This window comes from Burkholderia cepacia (assembly GCF_029962485.1).
Lineage (GTDB): Bacteria > Pseudomonadota > Gammaproteobacteria > Burkholderiales > Burkholderiaceae > Burkholderia.
The window spans coordinates 2,317,267-2,334,325 of sequence record NZ_CP073638.1 but is presented as its reverse complement, the minus strand read 5'-3'; the positions used below and the strand labels follow the sequence as shown (position 1 = coordinate 2,334,325).

General features: G+C 66.1%; 16 protein-coding genes. 6 read left to right on the top strand and 10 right to left on the bottom strand.

Going from position 1 to position 17,059, the window contains the following annotated elements; genetic code table 11:
• Positions 1-379: 379 nt before the first annotated feature.
• Both KEC55_RS26915 and KEC55_RS26910 read right to left on the bottom strand, forming a co-directional pair.
• Positions 380-1,030: an alpha-ketoglutarate-dependent dioxygenase AlkB gene (locus KEC55_RS26915; RefSeq protein WP_282508143.1), complete on the bottom strand. Its 651-nt coding sequence runs from the start codon at positions 1,028-1,030 to the stop codon at positions 380-382.
• Positions 1,031-1,098: 68 nt separating this feature from the next.
• Positions 1,099-2,610 (bottom strand): DNA-3-methyladenine glycosylase 2 family protein, encoded by a 1,512-nt coding sequence (locus KEC55_RS26910; RefSeq protein ID WP_282508142.1) that lies wholly within the window; start codon positions 2,608-2,610, stop codon positions 1,099-1,101.
• A gap of 236 nt (positions 2,611-2,846) precedes the next feature.
• Between KEC55_RS26910 and KEC55_RS26905 the strand changes: the two genes are divergently transcribed.
• From KEC55_RS26905 to KEC55_RS26895, 3 genes are read left to right on the top strand one after another with little or no spacing between them, the layout of a single operon-like run.
• A complete protein-coding gene (locus KEC55_RS26905) occupies positions 2,847-3,329 on the top strand; it encodes a gamma-glutamylcyclotransferase (RefSeq protein WP_282508141.1) in 483 nt (160 codons plus the stop codon).
• Complete coding sequence (locus KEC55_RS26900; RefSeq protein WP_282508140.1) at positions 3,326-3,529, top strand: hypothetical protein; 204 nt, start codon at positions 3,326-3,328, stop codon at positions 3,527-3,529. Before KEC55_RS26905 ends, KEC55_RS26900 begins: the two co-directional genes overlap by 4 nt.
• Before the next feature lie 13 nt (positions 3,530-3,542).
• Positions 3,543-4,031: a hypothetical protein gene (locus tag KEC55_RS26895; RefSeq protein ID WP_282508139.1), complete on the top strand. Its 489-nt coding sequence runs from the start codon at positions 3,543-3,545 to the stop codon at positions 4,029-4,031.
• Positions 4,032-4,079: 48 nt separating this feature from the next.
• Here KEC55_RS26895 and KEC55_RS26890 read toward each other — a convergent pair whose 3' ends face one another.
• Positions 4,080-4,619 (bottom strand): cytochrome b, encoded by a 540-nt coding sequence (locus KEC55_RS26890; protein WP_282508138.1) that lies wholly within the window; start codon positions 4,617-4,619, stop codon positions 4,080-4,082.
• A gap of 184 nt (positions 4,620-4,803) precedes the next feature.
• Entirely contained in the window at positions 4,804-5,754 is a 951-nt protein-coding gene (locus KEC55_RS26885; protein WP_282508137.1) for a helix-turn-helix domain-containing protein, read from the bottom strand.
• A 344-nt stretch (positions 5,755-6,098) separates the two neighbouring features.
• On the opposite strand from KEC55_RS26885, the gene KEC55_RS26880 reads away from it, so the two are divergent.
• Together KEC55_RS26880 and KEC55_RS26875 are read left to right on the top strand one after the other, a co-directional pair.
• Complete coding sequence (locus tag KEC55_RS26880; RefSeq protein ID WP_282508136.1) at positions 6,099-7,697, top strand: GMC family oxidoreductase; 1,599 nt, start codon at positions 6,099-6,101, stop codon at positions 7,695-7,697.
• Positions 7,698-7,736: 39 nt separating this feature from the next.
• Positions 7,737-9,227 carry an aldehyde dehydrogenase family protein gene (locus KEC55_RS26875; RefSeq protein WP_282508135.1) on the top strand — a complete coding sequence of 497 codons (1,491 nt, stop codon included), beginning with the start codon at positions 7,737-7,739 and terminating at the stop codon, positions 9,225-9,227.
• 93 nt (positions 9,228-9,320) lie between these two features.
• Here the strand turns inward: KEC55_RS26875 and KEC55_RS26870 are convergent, their stop codons facing one another.
• The 5 genes from KEC55_RS26870 to KEC55_RS26850 form a co-directional block, all read right to left on the bottom strand.
• Positions 9,321-10,412 (bottom strand): porin, encoded by a 1,092-nt coding sequence (locus tag KEC55_RS26870; protein ID WP_282508134.1) that lies wholly within the window; start codon positions 10,410-10,412, stop codon positions 9,321-9,323.
• A 174-nt stretch (positions 10,413-10,586) separates the two neighbouring features.
• Entirely contained in the window at positions 10,587-11,309 is a 723-nt protein-coding gene (locus KEC55_RS26865) for an SDR family NAD(P)-dependent oxidoreductase (protein ID WP_282508133.1), read from the bottom strand.
• Positions 11,287-12,408 carry a 2,3-butanediol dehydrogenase gene (locus KEC55_RS26860; protein WP_282508132.1) on the bottom strand — a complete coding sequence of 374 codons (1,122 nt, stop codon included), beginning with the start codon at positions 12,406-12,408 and terminating at the stop codon, positions 11,287-11,289. The genes KEC55_RS26865 and KEC55_RS26860 overlap by 23 nt, the downstream gene beginning before the upstream one ends.
• Before the next feature lies 1 nt (position 12,409).
• Positions 12,410-13,717, bottom strand: a complete 1,308-nt coding sequence (locus KEC55_RS26855) for an MFS transporter (protein ID WP_282508131.1) — start codon at positions 13,715-13,717, stop codon at positions 12,410-12,412.
• A gap of 18 nt (positions 13,718-13,735) precedes the next feature.
• A complete protein-coding gene (locus tag KEC55_RS26850) occupies positions 13,736-14,269 on the bottom strand; it encodes a 2,4'-dihydroxyacetophenone dioxygenase family protein (protein ID WP_282508130.1) in 534 nt (177 codons plus the stop codon).
• Between the two features lie 176 nt (positions 14,270-14,445).
• On the opposite strand from KEC55_RS26850, the gene KEC55_RS26845 reads away from it, so the two are divergent.
• Positions 14,446-15,423, top strand: a complete 978-nt coding sequence (locus KEC55_RS26845; RefSeq protein ID WP_282508129.1) for a helix-turn-helix domain-containing protein — start codon at positions 14,446-14,448, stop codon at positions 15,421-15,423.
• 65 nt (positions 15,424-15,488) lie between these two features.
• Here the strand turns inward: KEC55_RS26845 and KEC55_RS26840 are convergent, their stop codons facing one another.
• Positions 15,489-17,054 (bottom strand): GMC family oxidoreductase, encoded by a 1,566-nt coding sequence (locus KEC55_RS26840; RefSeq protein WP_282508128.1) that lies wholly within the window; start codon positions 17,052-17,054, stop codon positions 15,489-15,491.
• Between the last annotated feature and the right edge of the window lie 5 nt (positions 17,055-17,059).

Below are 17,059 nucleotides of genomic sequence, written 5' to 3'. Positions count from 1 at the left end.
GGCGTGGTTTCGACACGATCCAATCGTGTTGGCGCTGACGGACGCAAGGTAACCCGATAGACCCATTCTCGAAGGAGCGGCGCAACCGGAAGCGGTTTTATCTGGCAAGCGCGGATTCACCGGCCGGCTGTTCGATAGACCTTTGCTTGAGTGAATTCCGAAAGGCGAGTCGATATCACCCGCTCATTCCACCTCTTTGCGTCTGAACGCCTGATCAGGACGATCGGTCAGGCTGTCGTCGGCACGCGTCACGTGGGTGACCGGGTGCAACGATGTCGATGCGGATGGTCTTCATGTCGAGATGTGGTGATCGACGGCCTGCCAGGTGCGTCTTACCGCGCAATCGCGCCAGTGTCGCCAGATCCCGGCGGCTTCCTTGCTAATCCCGCACGCCCTGCGCCGAACTCATGAAGTTGACGCTGATTCGTGCACCGTCGATTTCCGGCTCTTTGGGCACACAGTGCACCCAGTCCTGCTGGGAGCGCCCTCCCATCACGACCAGATCGCCTGAGGAGGGTTTGAAGGTCACGGAGCGGCCGCCCTTGATCGGCTTGATCAGGAACCGGCGGGTCGTGCCGAGCGTCAGGACGGGTACGATGCAATTCAGCTTCCGACAGGAGCCGTGATCGCGGTGCCAGCCTGTACTGTCTTGCCCCTTGCGATAGAGGTTCATCCACAGGCCGTCGTATTCCACACCGTAGTGATGCGATAACGCACGGACAACCTGCAGCAGGCGCGCGTCGGGCACATCGGCAACATTCTTGTAGACCGCCGTCATGCGTGGCTCGCGAAACACCTTGTTGAACATGCGCCGATCGTGCTCGAGCCACGGGACGCTGTTGCGCAACTGCTCGTAGAGCTGCGAAGCTCCCGACATCCATCCCGGCACGATTTCGATCCAGGAATGAGCGTCGAGATCGAAACGTCTTGCCGATCGAAAGGACTCGTCTATCGAGAATTCGGTATCGCTGCACCCGAATAAATCGCTCTGGGCATGTACCGTATCCAGGATCCGTGTGATTGAATTCATCGTGCAAATTGATCGCTTCCGGTGGTGACGAGTCACGCGACCCGGAGAGGCGTTGATCTAAGTAGTATTCAGATTGAAGCGCTGCGATCCATGGCATGCCACGCACGCAGCACCGAATAGCCGCGCCAGGGCCGCCATTTCTCGGCAGCCTGTGCCGCGGCACGGGCGCTACCCACACCCAGGGCCTTTTGCAGCGCGATGTCGCCGGCCGGAAAGGCGTCAGGCCAGCGCAGCGCACGCATGGCGATGTACTGTGCGGTCCAGTCGCCGATGCCGGGCAGCGCACATAATTCGGCGCAGGTCGCCGCGACGTCTACGCCTGGATGCAAAGCGATGCGCCCCTCCAGTACGGCGTGAGACAGCGCATGCAACGCGGTCTGACGTTGTCGTGTGATGCCCAATCGGCCGAGCTCGTCGCCAGTGGCAGCGGCCAAAGCAACTGGAGTGGGAAAAAGGCGATCCAGGCCCGCGACAGGCGTTTCGATCGGATCGCCGAAGGCCGCAACCAGGCGCGCCCCCAGTGTGCGTGCAGCGGCCACCGTGATCTGCTGACCCAGCACGGCGCGCACCGCCAGTTCGAAGCCGTCCAGTGTGCCCGGCACCCGCAAGCCTTCACCCAACGGAAAGGTGGCGTGCAGAGCCGCATGGATGGCGATCGGGTCGGCGTCCAGATCGAACGCGGCGCGCACACGGTTGATCACGGCTGGCAGGGCGGCGGCCAATGAATCGCTGATCGTCAGCACGGCCTGGGCGCGATCTTCGTCGAAGCGTGCGCGCAACCAGCCGCTGCGAGCCTGCGTGCCTTGCAAAAGCCGCAACGTTCGCGTGTATTCCAGACCCGCGACCTGCTCCACGCCGGGCAACGCACGCAGGCGCAAAAAGCCCACCATCGCCTCCACGTCATAAGGAGGCCGCCAGCCCAGTCTCACGCTCACGCCTTGGCCGTCGGATGTGGCCTTGGCCCGGCGCAAGGCGCTGGGATTCAGGCCGTAGTGGCGCGAGAAGGCATCGTTGAAGCGTCGCACGCTGGAAAAGCCGCTGGACACCGCGACCTGGCTCATCGGCAATTGGGTATCGGCAATCAGCTGCTTGGCAGCCAACAGCCGGCGTGTTTGAAGGTACTGGAGCGGCGAGACACCAAAGTGTGCGTCGAAAATGCGCCGCAAATGGCGGTCGCTCACGCCCAGCCGTTGCGCAATGCGCGGCATCAAGCCGCCGGCCGATCGACCGAAGGCCGGGAGCGCCGGGGTCATGAATCTCCAGGCGTCCGGTTCATCCATCAAGCGCGCCGCCTGCAGGGCCAGGATGCGCGACGCGTCCTCCGTGCTCCAGGACGCCGCGCGCGGGGCCAATTCGGGGCGGCAACGCAGGCAAGGCCTGAAACCTGCCGCTTCGGCTTCTGCCGCATGACGATAGAAGCGGAGATTCTCGCGACGCGGCGTCTTCACACGACATACCGGACGACAGTAGATGCCGGTGCTGGTGACGGCCGCGAAAAAAGAGCCGTCGAAGCGCGCGTCGTGCGCCTTCAGCGCCAGGTAGCAGGCGTCGCTGTCGGGGGTGTCGATGGGGGTAGGCATGAGTGAGATCGTATATCTTGGACGCCCACGACGTGCGCCATTTTCGGACATCTGGTCTGGCGGTCCGGCACCCACAAGCTCCCGGCATCTCGAGCATCCGGGGCAGCGGGAAATGATTGTGCAGTTCAGCCCATCCAGCCTCACGGAGCGCGATATGCGCTTGACGGCTTGTCCGGCCTTGCAGCGCCGAAAGCACGAGCAAGATACCGATCGTCGCGAATGTGAAGGTGATCGACATGCTCAACGCCGAACGCGAACTGCAATGGCTTTGGCGAAGGGAAATGATTTGCGGCGCCTATGTCCCTCGTTGGGTTGAACTGAAGGACATGGATGGTAATCCTCTGGGTTTTGCAATCACCTTCACCATCGATACGTCTGCGCCCCAGTACGCAGGCAATCTCGACCAGATGATCGTGGTCCACCGATTGGCCACTGCGTCCGGAGGATTGGGTAGTTCAAGCGACTATCTGTTCCGGACGTGTGAAGGCTTGCGTTCAAATGGCCTTCGAGATGTAGAGCTCGAACATCTGGCGTCTCTCGTTCAGATCCCTGCCCCATCGCGCGATGACCTCGCGCGCCGCCGCCCATGTCAACAATGGTCAATTCCGATGCCGGCGTATTGTGGTCCGCGCACGCAGTGGCGACAATCGGCCCACTCGCCCGGGCGAGCGCGCTTGAGAAGCGGCGCTCGCTTTTCGCGCCCTGGAAAATTCGAATGACGTTCATCCTGCCGCACAATCCCCGCCAAGACCGGCGTCAACGCGCCGACGCGCTGCTTCTCGAAGCGACGGCGGATGACGGATTCGTCCGCGAATCGCTGCGTATCGTCGCCGAGGCCAGGCAGCGCATCGAGGATTCCCGTGGGTTGACATCCGATGCGGAACGGCGTGACATGCACGATATCGCCGATATCTCGTAAGAGGTCACCGCCCGTGGGATCGAAGACCGCGAACCGCAGATGGAAGATCGCGCTGGCGCTGGTTGCGCTGACGGGCATCGCATTGTTCGCGCTCGGCACGCGCATTCATTTCGGCTACTACGCCGACAACAAGCAGGCCGCGCTTCGGGCGGAGGCGTTGGTGATGCAGCGCTTCAACGCACAAGCGTTCGACGCGATCTACGACGATGCGGCCGACGCGATGCACGCCGCCGTGTCACGAACCCAGGCTGTCGACGCAATGCGTGCGACGCTGAAAGCGTACGGGACCATCCTCGAAGACAACGAAGGCGCGACGATCTGCTTCCCGGATCAGGTCCGCATGGTGCGCTGGCTGAAGTCGTCGAACGGGATCGACCTGACGCAGATGAGCTTGTGGTCCACACCGGGCGGCGACGCAAAGCTGGTGATGATGCGGATTTCGCCGGGGCATGCGAGCGTCGACCCCGAGATCGTCCGCCGGAATCGCTGCGGTTCGCGGTGAATGCCCGATGAACGACGCGCCGCGTGCCGGCGCGTGTTCCTGTTTCCTTCAGATCCCCATCCGTTCCGCCACCCCGTCGCGATCGACGAACTTGTGTTTCACCACGGCGCCGACGTGCATGGCCAGCAGCAAGCCGAGCGTCAGCACCAGTGCGCGGTGCAGCATATCGGTGAGGAGTCGCAACGGTTCGTCGCGGCCGACGAGCACCGGCAGTTCCGTGATGCCGAAGAAGCTGACCGCATGTGCGCCTGCGAGGCGGTGCACGTAGCCGGTCAGCGGCACGAGAAACAGCAGCAGGTACAGCACGCCGTGCAACGCGCCGGCGATTCGCGCTTGCCAGGCCGGAACGCTGTCGGGCAGCGGCGGCGGCATGTGCGTCGCGCGCCAGACGAGGCGCGGCACGGTCAGCATGAAGATCAGGCTGCCGATCGACGCGTGATAGAACAGGATGCCGTTGAACTGTGACGAGTTGTGCGGATACGTATCCATGTAGAGCCCGATCGACAGGTTCAACAGGATCAGGATCGCGATCGACCAGTGCATGGCGATGGCGAAGCGCGCGTAGGCGGCGTGGTTGGGCAGTGGCATGAGCGGTCTCGCTGAATCGGGTGGGGTGTCGCGCACCCGCACGTCCGGCGCAGCGAACGGCGTGGCGACACGCGATGTACCGGTGCCGCGCCGGATTTATTCCCGAGGCATGCGTTGCTCGCTGTCGAAGCGGAATCGTTACGGTATCCGGAAAGGCGGTCGAAACGCCGCCGGACGCCGCGCTTCAAGACCCCGGAATGGCACGATGCGCGAGCCGGTAAGCACCCGGGCTGCACCCGAACCGCGCCTTGAATGCGCGACCGAAATGCGTGATGTCCGAGAAACCGCATGCAATCGCCAGTTCCAGCAGGTTCCGGTGGGTATCGGCCGGATCCTCCAGCGCGCGCCGGCTCGCCTGCAGCCGGTATTCCTGGATCAGGCTCTGCGGTGTCTGGTCGGTCGCGGCGAGCGCGCTGTAGAGCGTACGTCTCGATACGTTCAGCGCACTGGCGAGCCGGTCCGGCGACAGGTCGGGATCGTGGTAGTGATGCGCGAGATGGATTTCGGCATTCATGCGCAGCGCCGCGCAGCGTGCGTCGGCGCCGGTGAGCGAATCGCCGGCTTCGCGGCGGATCACCGAATCGAGCAGCATCAGCGTCGACTGCTCGAAGCCGAACAGGCTTTCCGGATCGTTCGGCACCTGCCCGTCCATCAGGTAGTGGATCGACTGCAGCGCGAGCCGGGCATTGCCGACGGTCTGGCGAACCTGAACGCCCGCGCGTTCGACGAACCACCGCCACATCGTGCTGCTGCGCGGCGGCGTCAGCGCGGCGACGAAGCGCGACGCGTGCGCGGATTCGATCCGGTACGGCTGCGTTGCGTCGTAGATCACCCATTCGCCCGGATTGACGGTCGACGTCGTGTTGCGCTGCGTGATGCGGCTTTGCCCGGCGATCTGGAACAGGATCTTGTAGCAGTCGCTTTCGGTACGCGCGGCCAGCGCGCGATCGCGGTCGACCCGGACGGCCGTGGTGTCCACCTCCGCCATGCGCAGCCCGCCCACCGACGCGACGCGCACCGACATCTGGAAAAGCGGGCCGGTATCGTGAAAAACCAGCGGCAGGAAACTGTCTGCGACGAGTTCTCGCAGGTTTGCGCTGCCGTTGCTCGCGCTGACGACGAGTTCATGTGCCATGGCCGGGGGAGGGAAGGTGCCGGGAACGCTCCAAGATTAATGCAAATGAAAAAAGCCGGTACGGTGGCCGCGCGGTTCTGCACGCTGAAGCCAAAAGTGTGCACGGAACGCCGAGGTGTGCTGGCGGCGCGCTTCTAGAATCGAAACGCGGTCGATCAATCATCCATGCATATCGGGCTGTCGCCATGGCGATTCCCGTTGCGTCGCAACGAACCGCACGGGCTGGCTCGCGCCATCAGGAACCACCACCGATTTTCAAGGAGACACCGCCGAAGGCAGGCGACGCACGCGGCGGCGGCACGCGCCGGCGAACGTTGCGCGGACAACGGCGGGCGCATATCAGGATGTCCGATAGAACTTTCGATTACATCGTCATTGGCGCCGGGTCGGCGGGCTGCACCATTGCGACCCACCTCGTCGAGCGCCGCAAGGGCACCGTGCTGCTGCTGGAAGCGGGCGGGCACGACAAGGACCTGTTCATCCACATGCCGGGCGGGCTCGCCAAGGCCATTCCGCGCCACACCTGGCCATATGCGGCCGAACCGTCGGACGACGTGAAGGGCCGGTCGATCGCGGTGCCGCAGGGGCGCGTGCTCGGCGGATCGAGTTCGGTCAACGGGATGCTGTACGTGCGCGGGCACCGCAACGACTACGACCGTTGGGAGAACGAATTCGGCTGCAAGGGCTGGGGCGCCGACGAGATGCTGCGCTACTTCGCGAAGGCGGAGAACAACGAGTCGCTGACGGCGCCTTATCACGGCAACAAAGGGCATCTGCAGGTCACGGAGATCCGCTACCGGCATCCGCTGTCGCAGGCGTTCGTACGGGCCGGCCAGCAGATGGGTCTCGATTACCTGGTCGACTACAACGGCGAGCGGCAGGAGGGTGTCGGGTTCTATCAGGCGACGATCTTCAACGGCGAGCGCGGCTCGACCGCGGCCACCTATCTGAAGGCGATCCGGAACCGTCCTGAATTGAGCCTCGAAGTCGATGCGCTGGTCGAGCGCGTCGAGATCGAGGGCGGCCGCGCGACCGGCGTCACCTATCGCCAGGGCAGCCGCCGCGTGACGGCGAAGGCGCGTGCGGAAATCATCGTGACGGCCGGCGCGATCGGTTCGCCGAAGATCCTGCAGTTGTCCGGCATCGGGCCGCGCAGCGTGCTCGAAGGCGCCGGCGTGCCGGTCCGGCACGTGCTGCCGGTCGGCGAGAATTTTCACGATCACATGCACATGTCGGTCAACGCGACGATCCGCACGCCGGTGTCGCTCTACGGCCAGGACAAGGGATGGCGCGCGCTCAAGCACGGCATCGAATGGAAGTTCTTCCGCTCCGGCATCCTGACTTCGCCGGTGCTCGAAGGGTTCGCGTTCGTCGATACCTGCGGGCAGGGGCAGCCGGACGTGCAGTTCCACTTCCTGCCGACGATCGATTCGTTCGACGACCCGATCGGCGTGACGCAGGGCAGGACGCACGGCATCACGATCAAGACGGGCCATCTGCAGCCGCATTCGCGCGGTCGCGTGATGATCCGTTCGTCGAATCCGGCCGACCTGCCGCGGATCGACGGCCGTTATCTGGCCGATCGCCGCGACGTCGACGGTCAGATTCGCGCGGCGAAGCTGGCGCTGAAGATGCTGCGCCAGCCTGCACTCGCGGAGCACGTCGACGAGATCTTCTCGCCGGATTGCCCGCCCGACGACGAAGCCGGCATCGAAGACTGGGTGCGCGGCGCGGCGAAGACGGTTTATCACCCGGTGGGCACGTGCCGGATGGGCACGGACGCGGCGTCGTCCGTCGTCGACCCGCAATTGCGCGTGCACGGCATCGCAGGGCTGCGCGTGGCCGACAGTTCGACGATGCCGAGCATCCCGAGCGGCAACACGAACGCGCCGACCATCGCGCTCGCCGAAAAGGCGTCGGACCTGATCGCCAACGCGGCCTGATCGGGCATTTCATTCACATCGAATTCCGGAGGCAGGAAAATGGCATTGGTGCAGATGCTGGACGAGGTCAAACGGTTTCTTGCGCGCGAGCATGGTCACTACATCGACGGCCGGGCTGTCGCCGGCAGCGGCGGCGAACGGATCGACGTGCGTAACCCGGCGACACGCGCGGTGACCGGTTCCGTCGCGCAGGCGACCGACGGCGAGATCGAGGCGGCGGTCGCGTCGTCGCATCGTGCGTTTCGCGGCGCGTGGGCGCAGGTGACGCCGGCCGATCGCGAGCGCATCCTGTTGCGGTTCGCGGATCTGATCGAAGCACACGGCGAAGAGATCGCGCAGATCGAAACCGCGCAGTCGGGCAAGCTGATCGGCCTGTCGCGCGCGATCGAAGTGAGCTGGTCGGCGCGCTGGCTGCGCTATTACGCGGGCTGGGCCACCAAGATCGCAGGCGAAACGCTCGCGCCGTCGTTCCCGAGCATGAACGGTGAGCGGTACACGTCGTTCACGTTGCGCGAGCCGCTCGGCGTCGTCTTCGGCATCATCCCGTGGAATTTCCCGGTGATGATTCCCGTGTGGAAGTTCGGCGCGGCGCTCGCGACCGGCAACACGGTGCTGATCAAGTCGTCGGAGTTCACGCCGCTCACGATGCTGCGTATCGCCGAGCTGGGCACCGAAGCCGGCTTGCCGCCGGGCACGCTGAACGTGATCAACGGCTCGGGCAGGGTGGGCGCTTCGGTGATCCGCGATCCGCGTATCGCGAAGGTGTCGTTCACGGGCTCGGTGCCGACTGGCCGCATCATCGGCGAGGAAGCCGTCAAGGCGAACTTCACGCGCTTCACGCTCGAGCTGGGCGGCAAGAATGCGGCCGGCTTCTTGCCCGATACGCCGGTCGAGAAGATCCTCGACGGCGTGCTCGAAGCCGGGTTCCTGCACAGCGGGCAAGTGTGCGCATCGGCTGAGCGCTTCTTCGTGCATCGTTCGCAGTTCGACGAGGTGGTCGAGAAGCTGAAGGCGCGGCTGGACGGCTTCCAGCCGTCCGACCCGATGGACGACGCGGGCATGATGGGGCCGGTGTGCAACGAGCCGCAGTTTCGCAAGTGCCTCGACGCGTTCGACCAGGCGCGCGCGGATGGCGACACGATCGTCACAGGCGGCGGCGCCTATGCGCGCGACGGTTTTTACGTGAAGCCGACGATCGTGCTGCCGAAGTCGCTGCAATCGAGTGTGTACCGCAACGAAGTCTTCGGCCCGGTTGGCGCGTTCGTGCCGTTCGACGATGACGAAGAACTGATCGCGATGATGAACGACACGCCGTTCGGGCTGACCGCGAGCCTGTGGACGAACGATCTCGCGAAGGCGCTGCGTTATGTCCCGCGCATCGAGGCCGGTACCGTGTGGGTGAACATGCATACGCTCGTCGATCCGGCCGTGCCGTTCGGCGGCGCGAAAGGGTCCGGCATCGGCCGTGAATACGGTTCGTCGTTCATCGACGCCTATACGGAACCGAAATCCGTCACGATCCGCTTCTGAGTCAGATGCATGGCGAGCGCGTTGCCGGATGAAAGCCCGGCGGCGCGCCGGCTGGCGCCGGCCCGATATCGTGGCCGGCGCCCTTTTTTTCCGTCAGAACCGCGTGCTGAACCCGATCCGTGCGATCGACTGCAGTGCGCCGCTCGATGCACCGTCCGCATCCATCACGCCGTTGATCTGCGCGTTGCTGCCGTGGCCCGTGCGCTGATGCACGCCCGCGACGTACACCATCGTGCGCTTCGACAGCCAGTACTGGACGGCGGCCAGGAATTGATGCGCATGCGCGTTGTCGAGCGTGTCGTTGCCCTTCATGTACGTGTAGCTCGCGCCGACGACCCATCCAGGCGAAGGGTGCCATGCGGCACCGGCTTCGGCCGACCACGCACCCGCGCCGTTCTGCGCGTTGTGCACGGTCGTGAAGAGCGCCTTCCCCGTGACCGTACCGACCGTGTAATGCACGCCTGCGCCCCAGTTGCGCACGCTGGTGGGCGGCAATCCGCCGGCCGCGCCATATTTCTGGTTCGTATAGGCGGCACCTGCGCCGAACGGGCCGTTGTCGTAGCTCGCGCCGACGCTGACGGTGTTGTTCGCGCCGACCGACCCGGCGACGTTCCCGAAGCCGTACAGCGCGCCGAAGGTGAGGCCCGACAGCGACGGGCTCGTGTACTTGACGGAATTCGCGACGCGATTGCTGCCCGCGACGCGGTCCCAGTCGAATGCGCCGGTTGGGTTGTTCGGCAGCGCGAGCTTGTCGAACGGCCCGTTGCGGAAGCCGTACAGGCCGACGAGATCCTGCGCGATCTCGTTGCCGCTGGCGGCCAGCGAATCGACCATGAACTCGTACTGGTTGCCGAGTGTCAGCGTGCCGTACCGGTCGTTCTGCAGCCCGACGTAGGCCGTGCGTGCGAACAGCCCGCCGCCGATGATCGAGCCGTTGCCGAGCGAATACTGGTTCACGAGCCGGAAGATCGCACGCGTGCCCGCGCCGAGATCCTCCTTGCCTTCGAAGCCGAGCAGGTTCGGAAAGAAGATGTTGTCGTCGAATTTCGCGGCGCCGTGGCCGCTCTGGTTGCTGACATAGCTGATGCCGGCATCCATCAGCCCGAACATCGTCACGCTGCTCTGTGCGAACGCCGCGGCCGGAATCGTGCAGGCCGCGAGTGCCAGTAAGGTCTTTTTCGTCATCTCCAATGTGCTCCTCACATGTTCCGATCGGATCGGATATTTTTGATGGGACTACTGATTGATATGAACAAACCGGAACCGGGCGATTCCCGGTTCAGTGGCGGCAGGAGGGCATTGCGCAGCGCAGGGCGCCGGCGGGTTTCGCGAACCCGCCGGTGCCCTGCGCGCGACGCGCTAGACCGTCGAGTACCCGCCGTCCACCGGCACGACCGCGCCGGTCACGAACGACGCGCCGGGCGAGCACAAGAACAGGATCACATCCGCGACCTCGTCGGCCGTGCCCCAGCGCCCGAGCGGCGTGCGCTCGAGGATGCGGCGCGACGCCTGCGTGTCGGCCATCAGGCCGGTACTGAGCGGCGTGTCGATCCAGCCGGGCGCGACCGCGTTCACGCGGATGCCGCGATCGGCCCACGCCTGCGCGAGCGAGCGCGTGAGCTGCGCGATGCCGCCCTTGCTCGCGCTGTACGCGGGGCGGTCCTTGCTGCCGAAGTATGTGTACATCGATGCGACGTTGACGATGCTGCCGCCTTGTACGGACAGCGCCGGCAACGCGGCGTCGGACGCGCGCATCACCGACGTCAGGTTCACGTTCAGCACGAGCTCGAACTGGTCCATCCGGTATTCGTCCGCGTGCCGGCTGATGCCGACGCCGTTGACGAGCACGTCGAGCCGCGGCAGCGTCGCGATCGTGCGTGTCAGCGCATCGCTGTCGGTCACGTCGAGCTCGACGCAGCGGATGCCCGCATGCACGGGCGCATGCGGGCCGGTGGCGTCGAGCCCGAGCGCAACGACCGACGCGCCGGCTTCCGCGAACCGCAACGCGGTGCGCGCGCCGATGCCTGATGTGCCGCCCGTTACGACGACGGACTTGTCCTCAAATAACCACTGGAGACTCATGTTCGACACTCTCGACGGCGGGGGTGGAGCGCGCGTGCCGCTGCGCGGGGGAAACCAGGATCTTGATCTGCGTACGGTCGGCGAGCAGCGCGTCGAAGCCGTCGGTGACGGCGTCTTCGAGCGACACGGTGCGCGTGACGATCGACGTGAGATCGAGCGCGCCCGACGCGACGATCCGCAGCAGGTCTTCGTACGCATGCCGGTAGCCGACGCTCGCCGTGAAGGTCAGCTCGTCGTTGACCGCGCGGAACGCGTCGAAGCCCGCCTGCGGCATCAGGCCGACCATCACGACGCGGCCGCCCTTGCGCAGCGCTTGCATCGCCGCCTCGAACGTGGCCGGCAAGCCGGCCGCCTCGAAGCTCGCGTCGACGCCGAGCCCGCCCGATGCCTCATGGATCGCGTCGCGCAGCACGGACGCGTCGAGCGTGCGCGCATTGAACGCGTGCGTCGCGCCGAAGCGCGCGGCGGCCGCGAGGCGCTCTGTTGACACGTCGACCGCGACGATGGTCGTCGCACCCTGCAGCTTCGCGAGCTGGATCAGCAGCAGGCCGATCGGCCCGAGCCCGAATACCGCACACGTGTCGCCGAGCCGGAGCTCGGCGCGGCGCAGCGCGTGCAGTGCGACGGCCGCGGGTTCCATCACGGCGGCCTGTTCGAGGCTCACGCCGTCGGGCAGCCGGTGCAGCATGTAGGCCGGCACGACCGCGAAGTCGGCCATCCCGCCGTCTCCCATCAGCCCGGCAAAGCCCATCGACACGCACAGGTTGTACGACCCCGAGCGGCAGTACGCACACTGGTGGCAACGATATTCAGGCTCGACGGCGACACAATCGCCCGGGTTCAGCGTCGTCACGCCTTCGCCGACTTCGACGACGGTGCCGCAGAACTCGTGGCCGAGCGTCAGCGGTGCGGTACGGCGTGACAGGGGATGCGGCGTGTCGACCGGAATCGCGTGCGGGCCATCCGCGTATTCGTGCAGGTCGCTGCCGCAGATGCCGCAATACGCGACCGCGATGCGCACCTCGCCCGGTCCGACGCTCGGCGTATCGATTTCCACGAGACGGACGTCGCGCGGGCCATGCCATTGAAGTGCTCGCATGTCAGCGTCCTCCGAGGTTCTGTGTATCGAGACGATTCGCGGCGGCGGCACCGGCGAGCGCGCGTTTGCGCAGCACGGCGGGCGCGGTTTCGACGAGGCCGAACGACAGCACGCACGCGAGGATCGCGCCGGTCGCCGACGTCCACATCGCGAACTGCAGGCCGTACTTGTCGGCCGCGAAGCCGGCGACGGTCGGCGCGACGAAGCCGCCGATCAGCTCGCCCGCGCCCATGATCAGCCCGAGCGCGCTGGCGATCGCGCGCGGCGGCACCGTTTCGGCCGGGATCGTCGCCATGAACAGCGTGAAGCAGCCGAGGCCCGTGTAGGTCGTGAGCACGAGCACGCAGAGCGCCACCAGCGAATTCGCGTGAATCATCGCGATGGGGCACACGGCCGCGATCAGCGCGAACACGATCATGGTCGGCTTGCGGCCGATCCGGTCGGAGATCGCCGGCACCGCGAAGCCCCAGAACACCCACGCGGCGCCGAGGCAGGTCATCACGACGCCCATGTCGGACGGCGACAGGTGGCGGTTTTCCACGAGGAAGACGGGCGCGAACGAGATGATCACGACGAACCACGTGAGGAAGCAGCAGCTGATCAGCACGCAGAGCAGGATGTTGCGTTCCTTCAGCAGCGCCCAGCGGTTGATCGCCGTGCCGCTCGCGGCCGGCATGCCGGCGCCGTCGGCCTGCGCGTGCCGCACGCCGCCGGGCGGCACTTCGCGTACCCAGCGCCAGATGCAGAACGCGATCAGGAAGCCCGGAATGCACGACACGTAGAACGCCTCGCGCCAGCCGTACGTGGTCGCGATGCCGATCACGACCGGCGGCCCGATCATCGCGCCGAGCAGGCCGGCGGCCGAGCCTTGCAGCAGGCCCATGTTCAATCCGCGGCGACTCGGCGTCGAGCTTTCGACCATCAGCGACTGCGACAGCGGCAGCACGGGGCCTTCGGCGATGCCCATCAGTGCGCGGAACGCGATCAGGCTCGCGAAGCCGCCGACGAGCCCGGACAGCGCCGAGCACACGGAAAAGCCGAGCACGGCCGCGATCAGCAGCGGCTTGCGCGTGCCGCGCGCATCGGACCACGCGCCGGTCGCGGCGCCCGACAGCGCCCAGGTGAGCGCCAGTGCGGACGACACCATGCCGAGCTGCGTGTTGGTCAGGTGCAACTCGGCGGACATGAACGGGAACAGGAACGACAGCGCGAGGCGGTCGAAGAACACGAAGCCGAACGTCATGAACAGGATCAGCAGCAGCCTGTTCTCGTACGTCCAGGCGGATCCGGATGAGGAGGGGGATGTCATGGGGAGCCTCGCCGTGCGTCAGCGGAACAGCTTCTCGATCGCTTGCGCGCCGAGGCCGACCTTCTCGTAATGTGCCTTGCACATCGCGATGTACGAATGCACGTCGAAGTAGCCGTCGGGGTTGCCTTCTTCGTCGAGCCAGATCAGCGGCCCCTTGACGATGAAGAACGCGCGCATCGGCTCGGGATGATCGAACGCGACCAGCGTATGGCCTTCGCCCGGCGTCTCGTACACGAAATCGCCGCGCGTCGCGGTCCATTCGTGCTCCAGGTAGCCCCATTTTCCGGACAGCGTGTACGCGAACACCTCGTGCGGGTGGTAGTGCCGGTTCACGAGCCCCGCTTCCTTTGCCATCAGGACGTCGCACCATTTGTTCTGCGACGGCGAGATCCACAGCGGCCGCGACGAAACCGTTTCGGTGAACGGAACGTAATAACGCTCGTCGTCGGTGGCCGCGTTCGGGATGTAAGCTTCGGGCAGCGCATCGGGCTTGAACGGATTGGCAATCGCCGGGATGTTTTGCCAGAATTCGGATACGGCTTTGTCGACCACGGTTTGTCTCCTTGTATGAGTTGTCGTGGGCTCGACTTTAGCCAGCCGGTGCGCGCCGCTCTTGACTGGGCTGGACGAATTGCTTGACCGCGCCGGACATTGCATTGCACCAAAATCCAGACGAACCATCCCCCAATCCGTGCCGCTCCGCACGACAGGCGCCCGCAGGAGGCGACGTGACGAATTCGACCGTTTTTTCATGCACGCGCGGCTCGACTGCCGACGTGCCGGCGCGCGACAGGATGGCGTACTGGGATGCGTTCAATGCGGCGACGCTGGTCGGGCTGCGCTGCTCGTCGCTGTCGCCGGCGGGGCTCGAGGTCGAGAAGACCGACATCGCGCTGCCGGGCCTCGGCATCGCCGACATCAGTGGGCAGGATCACGTGATCGAGCGCAGCCCTGCACTGGTGCGCCAGTTGCCGAAGGAATCGCTGTTCGCGTGCCAGATCCTGAGCGGGCGCGCGTATTTCATCCAGCGCGACCGGTGCCTGCTCGCGGAAGCCGGCGATGTCGTCGTCTACGACACGCGCGTGCCTTATCTGTTCGGATTCCTGACACCGATGCGACAGCTGCTGATCGACATTCCGGTCACATCGTTCGACGACCGGCTCGATGCGGAGCTGGCCGCGCTGCCGCTGCGGATCGCGCCGAGGCCGGGTGCGGGTGCGATGCTCGGCGCGACGTTGCGCGCGAGCGTCGAGCGGTTCATGAAGGATCCGGTCGAGCGCGATGCCGCGCGGTTTGCCGAGCACACGCGCACGCTGATCGCGGAACTCATCGACACGGAAGTGAATGGCGCGGGGGCGTCGCGCGCGTCGCTGTCATACCTGCTGACCGCGAAGCAGTACATCGCGACGCATCTCGGCGAGCCGGAGCTCGGGCCGCAGGCCGTCGCCGATGCCGTCGGATTGTCGCTGCGGCATTTGGGCCGGCTCTTCGCGGCCGAAGGCGAGTCGATCACGCAGCACATCTGGTCGGAGCGGCTGTCGCACGCGCATCGCGAGCTGACCGATGCACGGCTGCGCAAGACGAGCATCGGCGAGATCGCGTTTCGCTGGGGGTTTTCGAGCCAGGCGCACTTCAGCCGCGCGATTCGCGAGCGCTACGGCGCGTCTCCGATGGCGCTACGCGATGCGGCGCGTGCGGGCGGGTGAGGACGCCGCTCTCCTGACGGCTTGGCGGCGCGTGTGTCACGCGCCGCTTTTGCTTCCACGCCGCGTCACTCCGCCAGCATGAACTCGGCGCAGCGCTCCGCGATCATGATCGTCGGCGCGTTCGTGTTGCCGGACACGATGCGCGGCATCACCGATGCATCGCAGATCCGCAATCCATCCAGGCCTTGTACCTTGAGGCGCGGCGTCACGACCGCATGCGCGTCGTTGCCCATGCGGCACGTGCCGGCCGGGTGATAGACGGTTTTCGCGCGGTGCCGCACGTAGTCGGCGAGTGCCGCGTCGGTCAACGTCTCGGCTTCGCGGACGATGCGTGCGAGTGATGGCGCGCGGATGATCCGCCGTGCCAGCGCGACGCCGCGCACGAGGCCGTCGACGTCGGCCGGATCGGACAGCGCGCCGCTGTCGAACAGGATCGGTGCGGCCGGATCGTTGCCGCGCAGTTGCACGGAGCCGCGTGAACGTGGCCTGAGCAGGCATGGGTTGATCGACAGGCCGTGGCCGGGCAGCGGTTCGCGATCGACGTCGCCGACGAGGGTCGGCAGCACGTGGAACTGGATGTCCGGGCGGCCGCTGCCGGTCGTATCGACGAAGGCACCCGATTCGACGACGTTCGACGTCAGCAGGCCCGTGCGGCACAGCATCCACTGCAGCCCGTGACGCAGCGCCTTCAGCCCGCGATCCTCGCCGAGCAGGCTGACCGGTGCGTGGCTGCGGCCGTAGATCGATACCTCGAGGTGATCCTGGTAGTTCGCGCCGACTTCGCCGCTGTCGTGCAGCACGTCGATGCCGTGCGCCCGCAGGTGCGCGCCGGGGCCGACGCCCGACAGCATCAGCAGCTTCGGCGTGCTCAGCGCGCCGGCCGCGAGCACGACGTCGGCGCGCGCGGCAGCCGATCCCGTTGCGCCGCTTTCGGTGCGCCATTCGACGCCCGTTGCGCGCCGCCCGTCGAACCGGATGCGCATCACGCGGCAGCCGGTCAGCACGCGCAGGTTCGGATGAGCGATCGCTTCGGCGAGATAGGTGGCCGCGGTGCTGCCGCGCTGCCCGTCGAAGATCGTCGTGTGATAGAAGCCGACCCCGTGCTGCGCGGCGCCGTTGAAGTCGTCGTTGTACGCGATGCCGGTTTCCTGCGCGGCCTTCACGAACGCGAGGCTCAGCGGATGCCGAAAGCGCGTGTCGCCGACTTTAAACGGGCCGTCGGTGCCGTGGAACGGCTCGGACAGCCGCAGGTGCGATTCGGCGCGCTTGAACACGGGCAGCACGTCGTCCCAGCCCCATCCCGTGCAGCCGAGCGCGGCCCAGTCGTCGTAGTCGTCGCGCGTGCCGCGCACGTACAGCATCGCGTTGACCGAACTGCCGCCGCCGAGCGTGCGGCCCTGCGGCACATAGGTCTTGCGGCCCGCTGCGCCGGGCTGCGGCTCGCTCTCGAACGTGACCGTGCGCTGCGTGCCGAGCACGCGGATGAACGTCGCCGGAATCCGGACGAACAGGCTGTCGTCCTTCGGGCCGTCCTCGAGCAGCAGTACACGCCTGCCGGCCTTCACCAGCCGATGCGCGACCGTACAGCCGGCCGAACCGCCACCGACGACGATATGGTCGTACGTCTCCATCCCGC